Genomic DNA, 7,618 nt, shown 5'->3' with positions numbered 1-7,618 from the left:
TGCGGCCGCCGGCGCTGCGCTGCCGGGCGGCTGGCCCTGGGTCGCGGTCGCGGCGGTGCCGCCGCCGACCCGGGCGTTGATCGCGTCGTGGGTCTCCAGGATCACCGGATACATCACGTAGATCGACAGCACGATCGCCAGGCCGTTGATGACCACGTTCGGCGGCACCTGCTGCAGGCCCAGCGCGTTGCGCAGCAGGCTCAGCACGACCACGATCTTGGTGAACGAGGTCACCATGACCGCGACGAACGGGGCCAGCGCGAGGCTGACCACCGTGATCAGCACCAAGGCCGGCGAGAACGAACTGAAATCCATGGTTCAGCTCCAGGCGATCAGGCGCACGCCGAGAGTGTCGCCGACCGCGACGATCTCGCCGCGCCCGGCGTCGCGGCCGTTGGCGCGGATCACCACGTTGGCGCCTTCCAGGCGCGAGGGCAGGGCGAACACGTAGCCGGGCTGGAAGCCGGACAGTTCGTCGTACCGGCATTCGAGCCGGCCCAGGTCGAACTCCAGGCGGACCGGAACGTCCGGTGCGGTGGGTTCCGCGGACTCGGGGGCAGCGGACTCGGTGTCGCTCATCGCGGAGGTCTCCTGGTGCGTGGAAAGGGTTAAGGGCGCGCCGTCGATGCGCCAGCCGTCGGCGGCCGGCGCCAGCGGCCAGGCGAAGCCGGGCACCTGCGCCTGGATCGGCGGCGGGCGTTGGGAGTTGCCGATCACGAGCACGTCGCCGGGGCGCAGCTGGCGCCATTGCGCATGGCGCAACGACGGGCCGGCCCAGCGGATCGCGATCGGCACCGGCAGGTCGGCCCAGCGCGCGCGCGGGTCCTCGCCGTAGCCGGGTTCGGGGGTTTCGGCGCGCGCGAGCAACTGGCCGACCCAGTTGACCGGCATGCGCAGGGTGCCGCGGCTCAGCACCTGCGCGCCGCTGCCGTCGGTGATCACGAACGATAGCCACAGGCCGTCGAGTTCGGCTTCGGCCTCGGCGTGGGCGGCGCGGATCGGGTCGCCGGCGCCGTCGTCGACGATCGGGATCAGGGCGACGTCGATGCCCTGGCTCAGCCGCACCAGCTGGGTCTCGTGGGCGAGGCTCCAGGCCAGCAGGCGCGAGCGGCCCTGGTAGTCGCTCCAGTGCAGGCCGGTGTCGCCGGCGTTGGCCAGGCTGCTGTCGAAGCGCAGCTTGACCCGCGCGCCGTCGCCTTCCAGCGTGACCAGTTCGCCGTGCGCCGGCTCGGCCGGCACGAAGCTGAGCCAGCCGCCGTCGCGGGTCGGCCAGCGCTGGCGCAGCGCGAACACGTCGCGCAGCGCCTCGGCCTGCCAGGGATGCAGGGAGGGCAGGCGGCCGCGCGGCGAAGCGGCAAGGCCGGCGGCGCCGGCCGAATGCGTCGGCGTCATCGTTTCGCTCGTCTCACCCATGGCCCAGCGCCACCTTCATCAGTTCGGGCAGCGAGCGTACCCCGAGTTTGTTCATCATGTTCGATCGATGCAGTTCCACGGTCTTGACGCTGATGCCGAGCACGTCGGCGATGATCTTGTTCGGTTTGCTCGCCACCACCAGGTCCATGACCTGGCGTTCGCGCGGGCTGAGCCGGGCCAGGCGGTCGTCGCCGGCCTCGGCGGCATGGTTGCGCGCATTGGCGATGGCGGCCCGGATCGCATCGATCAGGGCATCGTCGCTGAAGGGTTTTTCGAGGAAGTTGGACGCGCCCTTGCGCATCGCCTCGACCGCCAGCGGCACGTCGCCGTGGGCGGTGACGAACACCAGCGGCAGGCCGATGCCGCGCCGGCGCAGTTCTTCCTGCAGTTGCAGGCCGCTCATCAGCGGCATGCGGATGTCCGAGACGATGCAGTGGGCGCCTCCGCCGTGGCGTTCGCCGGCATAGGCCTCCAGGAACGCCGGCCCGGAGGCGTAGGCCTGGACTTCGAAGCCGGCGGTTTCGAGCAGCCACGCGGTCGAATCGCGGAAGCCGTCGTTGTCGTCGACCAGGTAGATGCGTGCTTCGCTCATGGGCGGGTGTTCCCCGGGGCGGCGGGCGAGAGGCGGGCGGCGGGCACGGCGCGGGCGGCTCGGAAGCGTTCGGGCATCGTGCTCAGGTCCTGGCTTCGTAACGCGGCAGGGTGAAGCCGAACACGCTGCCGCCGCCCTCGCGCGGCTCGAAGAACAGCCGGCCCTCGTGATACTCGATGATCGACCGGCAGATCGCCAGGCCGATGCCGAGGCCGTCGGTCTTGGTGGTGAAGAACGGCGAGAACAGCTGGTCCTGCTCGGCCGGGCTGAGGCCGGCGCCGCGGTCGGACACGCGCACCTCGATCTGGTCGTCGAGGTTCATGCGCGCGTCGATGCGCAGCTCGCGGCGCGCGGTCGGGATCTCGCGCATCGCCTCGATGGCGTTCTTGACCAGGTTCAGCAGCACCTGCTCGATCATCACCCGGTCGGCGAACACCGGTGCCAGCCGCGCCGGCAGGCCGAGGTCGATGCGCAGTTGCAGGCGCTCGGCCTCCAGGCGCAGCAGCTCGAGCACGGTCGCGGCGATCTGGCTGAGGTCGTGGGCGTCGCGGCGCGGTTCGCGCGCGCGCACGAACTCGCGCACCCGCGAGATCACCGCGCTGGCGTGTTCGGCCTGGGTACGCGCGGCCTGCAGGGCGCGTTCGACCTGGACCGGGCCGCCGGCCTGTTCGACCAGGCGCAGGCTGCCGTTGAGGTAATTCATGATCGCCGCGAGCGGCTGGTTCAATTCGTGGGCCAGGGTCGCGGCCATCTCGCCGACCGACATCAGGCGCGAGGTGAACAGCAGTTTTTCCTGGCGGGTCTTGTGCGAGTCCAGGGTCTCGATGCGCTCGCTGATGTCGACCGCGGTCAGCACGTCGACCGCGCCGCCGCCGTGCTCGGCACGGCCCCAGTGCAGCGCGTACCAGCGGCCGCTGTGCGGGGCCAGCACTTCGCGCGGACGCTCGCCGTCGCCGGCCTCGCCTTGCAGGCGGGCGAGCAAGGCCACGCGTTCACCATGTTCAGCCAGTTCGCCGAATTCCTCGCGGTAACGCGCGTTGCCGGCGATCAGGGCGCCGTCCCCGGCGAACATCGCGCAGGCGAACGGGACCGCGCCCAACAGGCCGGCGTCGTGGTCCGGGGCGCTGGCCGCGCCCGATTCATCGCTGGGTTTGCTACGACGTTTCGCTGTGACCATGCTCACATCAATGCCATGCGCGACGACTCGTCGACGTGAAGCGACGATCCGCCGCCGTTGCGGGGCGGCCGGGCTGCTACGGTATGTCGGCGCGGCCTCGCCGCTCCTCTCGCCCCGTTACCGGTTCCGCACAGACCCACCATGCCGATACTGCTCCCCCTGCGCTCGCTGCTTAAACGCTCCCCGCTGCCGGCCCTGGCCGCGCTGCTGTCGCCGGCGCCCGCGCTGGCCTTCGCGGCGGCGGCCAAGACCCCCGCGGCTCCGGCGAACGTTCCCGAACCGCCTTCGTTCTTCCTCGAACTGCTATCGATCATGCTGCCAGTCGCGGTGGTCCTGGTCGGCCTGGTCGCGGTCTTGTATTACCTGCGCAAGCGCCATGGACTGACCGCGCGCGACAATCCGCTGTCGGTCCTGCAGGTGCTTCCGGTCGGCCCGCGCGAGCGCATCGTGGTGCTGCGCACGCGCAGCGGCCGCGCCCTGGCGATCGGGGTCGGCGGACAAACGATGAGCCTGATCGCCGAACTCGATTCCGCCGACGTCGCCCCATTGCCGACTGCGACGACGATACCGGAATCGACCGTCGCCGCGGCCGAAGCCGAATCGTGACGAGTCTTCGGCTACGTTAGTCGAACGCAATTGCGCAATTGCGCACGGGCTCACAAAAACAATGATGAATGCGCGCGAATGTAGCCGCCCGAGAGCGAGGGGGCGTGATTGTGCATATCCCGCACAATAAGCACCTCGTTCACACAAATGATGACAATCAGCACTTAGTATCGGGCGTCCGAACCGGGATCGTGTAAGGACGGCGCCATGGCTGGGTGCTCAGGGGTATGTGGTAGGGCAGTGACTGCTTTCACCGTTCGATGCAGGGCCGAACTCACTTCGATCGCGACCCGTGGCCAGACGCCGCGGGGCCGCGCCGTCGCGGCTGCGCGCCCGAACGAGGTCCGCTCTTCGATTCTCAGGAACCGGGACTGACCGAATGCGCGCATTGTTGAGTTCCCTGATGGCCGCCGCTCCCGGCGCGACGCCCCGGCGTCGCGCCGGTTACAGCGATATCGTGCTGGCCATCGCAGCGGTCACGATCATCGGCGTGATGATCCTCCCGTTGCCGTTGGCCATCATCGACACCCTGGTCGCGGTCAACATCGCCATCGGCTTCGGCCTGCTGCTGATCGCCCTGTACATCCCGACCCCGGTCGCGTTCTCCAGTTTCCCCAGCGTGCTGCTGCTGACCACGCTGTTCCGCCTGGCCCTGTCGATCGCGATCACCCGCTCGATCCTGCTCGAGGCCAACGGCGGCCACATCGTCGAAACCTTCGGCAGCATGGTCGCCGGCGGCAACCTGGTGGTCGGGTTCGTGGTGTTCCTGATCATCACCGTGGTCCAGTTCATCGTCATCGCCAAGGGCGCCGAGCGCGTGGCCGAGGTCGCCGCGCGCTTCACCCTCGACGCGATGCCCGGCAAGCAGTTGTCGATCGACTCGGACCTGCGCGCCGGCCTGACCGACAAGGACGAGGCCAAGCGCAAGCGCCGCCTGCTCGAAGTCGAAAGCCAGCTGCACGGCAGCCTCGACGGCGCGATGAAGTTCGTGAAGGGCGACGCCATCGCCGGCATCGTCATCATCATCATCAACCTGCTCGGCGGCCTGGCGATCGGCGTGCTGCAGAAGGGCATGACCCTCGGCGACGCCACCCACACCTACAGCATCCTGACCATCGGCGACGGCCTGGTTTCGCAGATCCCGGCGATCCTCGCCACGATCGCGGCCGGCCTGGTGGTCACCCGCACCGCCGGCGACGAGGACGACCGCCACCTCGGCGAGTCGATCACCCGCCAGGTCACCGGCCAGCCGCGCGTGCTGCTGATCACCGGCTGCCTCGCCTTCCTGATGGTCTTCGTGCCGGGCTTTCCGAGCCTGGTGTTCCTGTTGCTGTCGGCGGTGCTGCTCGGCTTCGCCGCCTGGCGCTACCGCCACGGCTCGGTGTTGCTGCGGCGCGCGTTCCGGGTGCCGGAAGGCGAGCGCGGCACCGACGACGTGGTCGTCAACGAAGACGAGATCGCCCCGCCCGCGCCGCTGCAGCTGGACCTGTCGCCGGTGCTGGCGGCGGCGTTCGGCGAGGCCACGGTGCGCGAGCGCATCGTCGATGTCGCCCGCCGCCTGCGCGAGGAATACGGCGTGCCGCTGCCGGTGCCGGTGGTCAAGGTGGTGCCGGCGCTCGACAACGGCGACGGCCTCGGCGGCTATCGCCTGACCGCCTACGGCGCGCGCATCGCCTTCGGCCGGCTGTCGGCGAACGCGCAGTTCCGCCCGGCCCGCAGCGGCGACGCCGGCGCGCCCAAGCTCGCCGGGTTCTTCCCGCCGCTGGCCGGCGAGTGGACCGGTCAGACCGGCGGCGAGACCCGCGATGCCCTGGCCACCCTGGTCGAGCACTGCCGCGCCGCGCTGGAGCGCCGCATGGGCAGCTTCATCGGCATCCAGGAGACCTCGAACCTGTTCGGCAAGATGCAGCGCGACTATCCGGACCTGGTCAAGGAAATGCTGCGCGTGGTGGCGCCGCAGCGCGTGGCCGACGTGCTGCGCCGGCTGGTCGAGGAAGGCGTGCCGATCCGCAATCTGCGCGATGCCTTCGAGGCCATCACCGATGTCGGCGGGCGCGAGAAGGACGTGGTGCTGCTGACTGAATACGTGCGGGTCGCGCTCAAGCGCGAGATCGCCGACCGCTACGCCGACAGCGAACGCACGATGCAGGTGCTGTTGATCCATCCTGAATTGGAGGATCGCCTGCGCCAGTCGGTGCGCGTCGCCGGCGGCGCCACCCAGTTGGCGATCTCGCCCGAGCTGGCCGGGCGGCTCGGCGCCGAAGTGCGTTCGCACCTGGGCCGCCAGGCCGAGGGCGTGCGGCCGGTGCTGCTGTGTTCACTGGACGTTCGCCGACACCTGCGCAAGCTGCTAGAGATCGATTTCTTCGAACTGCCGGTGCTGTCCTACCAGGAACTCGCACCCGACCTGCGCATCGTGCAGGCCGGCCAGGTCAATGCCTAGATGAGCGCCAAGACGATGCAACGTCCCAGCCTCCATCGCCAGGTAACCTCCCCGATCCATCATCGGCCGGTGGGTGCGCGCGTTCCGCGCGGCCCGGCCGTACGCGCCGCCCTCAGCGGCGGCGTCTAGACAGGAGTCCGTCATGTCTTCCCCCGACATCCGTATCGAACCCGCCGAGCCCCGTGCCGCCGCCGCGTCGCCCGCGGTCAGCGTGCTGCGCATCGTCTCCGGCCTGCACGCCGGCGCCAGCCGTCCGCTGTCGGCGCAGGAAACCCTGTTGATCGGCAGCGGCGGCGACTGCGACATCGTACTGTCCGACCCGGGCGTCGCCCCGCACCACGCCTTCATCACCCGCATGGGCGGCACGGTTTCGCTGCGCGCGGTCGACGCGCCCCTGCTGATCGACGGCCAGACCTTGAACCCGGGCGATCCGGCCGAGCTGTCGGCGATGCAGCGGGTCGACCTGGGCAGCGCCTCGCTCGCGGTCGGCGCCAGCGAAGACCCGGCCTGGGCGACGATCCTGCCGAACCTCGGCGAGCTGGCCAAGCCGCCGCGCTCGTCGATGCGCCACCTGCCCCTGATCGCCGGCCTCGCCGCGCTTTCGCTGGTGTCGGTGGCGATCGCCGCGGCGGTGATGCCCGGCTTCGAGAAAGAACCCACCGCCATGGAAGTGGTGACGCCGCTGATCAAGGAGTTCTCGATCGTCGGCGGCCGCGCGGTCGAGAACGAAGATGGCAGCGTGGTGCTGTCGGGCACGATCAAGGACGCGACCACGCGCGAGATGATCCGCAAGCGCCTGGTCACCGGCAACGTGCAGGCGCGGCTCGACCTGCGCACCGGCGACGACATCGCCGCCGACGTGCGCGAAGTGCTGCGCAGCCAGGGCCTGGCCGTGCAGACCAAATACCTCGGCAACGGCGACGTCGAGGTCGCCGGCCGCTTCGCCGACCAGGACAAGTTCAAGCGCGCGATCGCCTCGCGCGCGATGCAGGACGTCAACGGCGTGCGCCGGGTGATTCCGCGCGACCTCGACGAGAGCGCCGAGGCCGCGGCCGGGCCGACCGTCGCCGCGGTCGACGCCGAACCCAAGGCCCCGGTCAGCACCGCGCCGACCCGGATCGTGCAGATCGTGCGCGGCGCCAACCCGCACGTGATCGACGTCGACGGCGCCCGGTACGCGGTCGGCGAATCCATGCCCGACGGCCGCTCGCTGATCGCCATCGGCGACAAGGCCTGGGCGCTGAACAAGGTCAGCGGCCAGGTCGAGGAGATCAAGGCGCAGCCGGTAACCGCGGCCGAGCAGGCCGCCATCGCCGCCGCGGCGGCCGGCACCGCAGCGACCGCCGCCGCGACCGGTGCGACACCGGCGACGACTGCCCCGGTCGCC

At 70.3% G+C, this 7,618-nt stretch carries 6 protein-coding genes and 1 pseudogene; 3 read left to right on the top strand and 4 right to left on the bottom strand.

Going from position 1 to position 7,618, the window contains the following annotated elements; genetic code table 11:
• The 4 genes and pseudogenes from ACSAMQ_RS19310 to ACSAMQ_RS19295 all read right to left on the bottom strand — a co-directional run.
• Positions 1-315 (bottom strand): annotated as a pseudogene (locus ACSAMQ_RS19310) (hypothetical protein); the annotation flags it as partial.
• A 3-nt stretch (positions 316-318) separates the two neighbouring features.
• Complete coding sequence (sctQ, locus tag ACSAMQ_RS19305; protein WP_435397216.1) at positions 319-1,392, bottom strand: type III secretion system cytoplasmic ring protein SctQ; 1,074 nt, start codon at positions 1,390-1,392, stop codon at positions 319-321.
• Positions 1,393-1,405: 13 nt separating this feature from the next.
• A complete protein-coding gene (locus ACSAMQ_RS19300) occupies positions 1,406-2,005 on the bottom strand; it encodes a response regulator transcription factor (RefSeq protein WP_435397215.1) in 600 nt (199 codons plus the stop codon).
• An 82-nt stretch (positions 2,006-2,087) separates the two neighbouring features.
• The gene (locus ACSAMQ_RS19295; protein WP_435397214.1) at positions 2,088-3,182 is read right to left on the bottom strand and encodes a sensor histidine kinase; all 1,095 of its coding nucleotides are present in this window, start codon (positions 3,180-3,182) and stop codon (positions 2,088-2,090) included.
• A 141-nt stretch (positions 3,183-3,323) separates the two neighbouring features.
• Here ACSAMQ_RS19295 and ACSAMQ_RS19290 point away from each other — a divergent pair, with 141 nt between their 5' ends.
• From ACSAMQ_RS19290 to ACSAMQ_RS19280, 3 genes are all read left to right on the top strand, one after another.
• The gene (locus ACSAMQ_RS19290; protein ID WP_435397213.1) at positions 3,324-3,788 is read left to right on the top strand and encodes a flagellar biosynthetic protein FliO; all 465 of its coding nucleotides are present in this window, start codon (positions 3,324-3,326) and stop codon (positions 3,786-3,788) included.
• A 379-nt stretch (positions 3,789-4,167) separates the two neighbouring features.
• Positions 4,168-6,231 (top strand): type III secretion system export apparatus subunit SctV, encoded by a 2,064-nt coding sequence (sctV, locus tag ACSAMQ_RS19285; protein WP_435397212.1) that lies wholly within the window; start codon positions 4,168-4,170, stop codon positions 6,229-6,231.
• A gap of 142 nt (positions 6,232-6,373) precedes the next feature.
• Positions 6,374-7,618: FHA domain-containing protein (locus ACSAMQ_RS19280; protein WP_435397211.1), on the top strand; the 1,245-nt coding region annotated here is incomplete at its 3' end.

The sequence above is a fragment of the Lysobacter sp. 1R34A genome (genome assembly GCF_051217035.1).
Classification (GTDB): domain Bacteria; phylum Pseudomonadota; class Gammaproteobacteria; order Xanthomonadales; family Xanthomonadaceae; genus Lysobacter.
This window is presented reverse-complemented; position numbering and strand designations above follow the sequence as displayed.

What these genes read in the sequence shown, in the direction of transcription:
- sctQ (WP_435397216.1), bottom strand. Translation starts at nt 1,392, where the DNA reads ATGACGCCGACGCATTCGGCCGGCGCCGCCGGCCTTGCCGCTTCGCCG.
- ACSAMQ_RS19300 (WP_435397215.1), bottom strand. Translation starts at nt 2,005, where the DNA reads ATGAGCGAAGCACGCATCTACCTGGTCGACGACAACGACGGCTTCCGC.
- ACSAMQ_RS19295 (WP_435397214.1), bottom strand. Translation starts at nt 3,182, where the DNA reads ATGGTCACAGCGAAACGTCGTAGCAAACCCAGCGATGAATCGGGCGCG.
- ACSAMQ_RS19290 (WP_435397213.1), top strand. Translation starts at nt 3,324, where the DNA reads ATGCCGATACTGCTCCCCCTGCGCTCGCTGCTTAAACGCTCCCCGCTG.
- sctV (WP_435397212.1), top strand. Translation starts at nt 4,168, where the DNA reads ATGCGCGCATTGTTGAGTTCCCTGATGGCCGCCGCTCCCGGCGCGACG.